This is a genomic window from Clostridium puniceum, from assembly GCF_002006345.1.
Taxonomy (GTDB): Bacteria; Bacillota; Clostridia; order Clostridiales; family Clostridiaceae; genus Clostridium; species Clostridium puniceum.
The window spans coordinates 1-688 of record NZ_LZZM01000147.1 but is presented as its reverse complement, the minus strand read 5'-3'; the positions used below and the strand labels follow the sequence as shown (position 1 = coordinate 688).

Here is a 688-nt window from a genome sequence, read left to right as displayed (position 1 = left end):
CACTCTATTAAGAGCATCAGCAACGGCTTCAGCGGTTTTAGCTATAATATCGACTACCATAGCATATCTAGTTTTACGCTCTACTATTGTAAGTAGTACATTATCATTATTGGATTTTTGACCAATAACAGTGTCAATTTCCCAATGACCAAACTCGTGCCGAGTGTTTATCTCTACTGGGCGATCTGATATGCTAGAACCAAGTTTTTTCTTATGCTTTTTAACTCTAGTAGATTTTGTATTTCTACGTAGCTTCATTGGCAAGTCAGTGTTTTTTATATCTAATAAACCAAGATCTATATGGTTATATAATGTTTTTGTGCAGACCATTTGAGAGCGCTTAAATCTACCGTTAGCGATAGCTTCGCCAACACAAGCATCTGGTGACCATGAATGATTTTTAATTTTATCCACAGTATAGTTTATGAAATCACTGCATTCTAAGCGCTTAAAAGTGCGGCAGCAGTTTATACGATGCTTTTTATATATGGCTTCGCCAGTATCGGCAAGGTATACTTCAACGTATTTTTCTTGTTTAATTTGAGTGGTAGTTCCACGTCTAATTTCATTTAAGATAGTGTTTATAGGTCGTTTTAACTCTTTTGCTATCTTATAAGGTGAAAAGCCATCTTTTAGACGAAGCTGGATAAGCATACGTTCTTCAAAATTCAAATGTTTATTTTTACGT

Annotated in this window: 1 protein-coding gene; it reads right to left on the bottom strand. The window is 34.9% G+C overall.

Going from position 1 to position 688, the window contains the following annotated elements; translation table 11 throughout:
- Nucleotides 1–688, bottom strand: a 688-nt coding sequence (locus CLPUN_RS11080; RefSeq protein ID WP_143329033.1) for an IS30 family transposase, incomplete at both ends; no start/stop codon positions are given.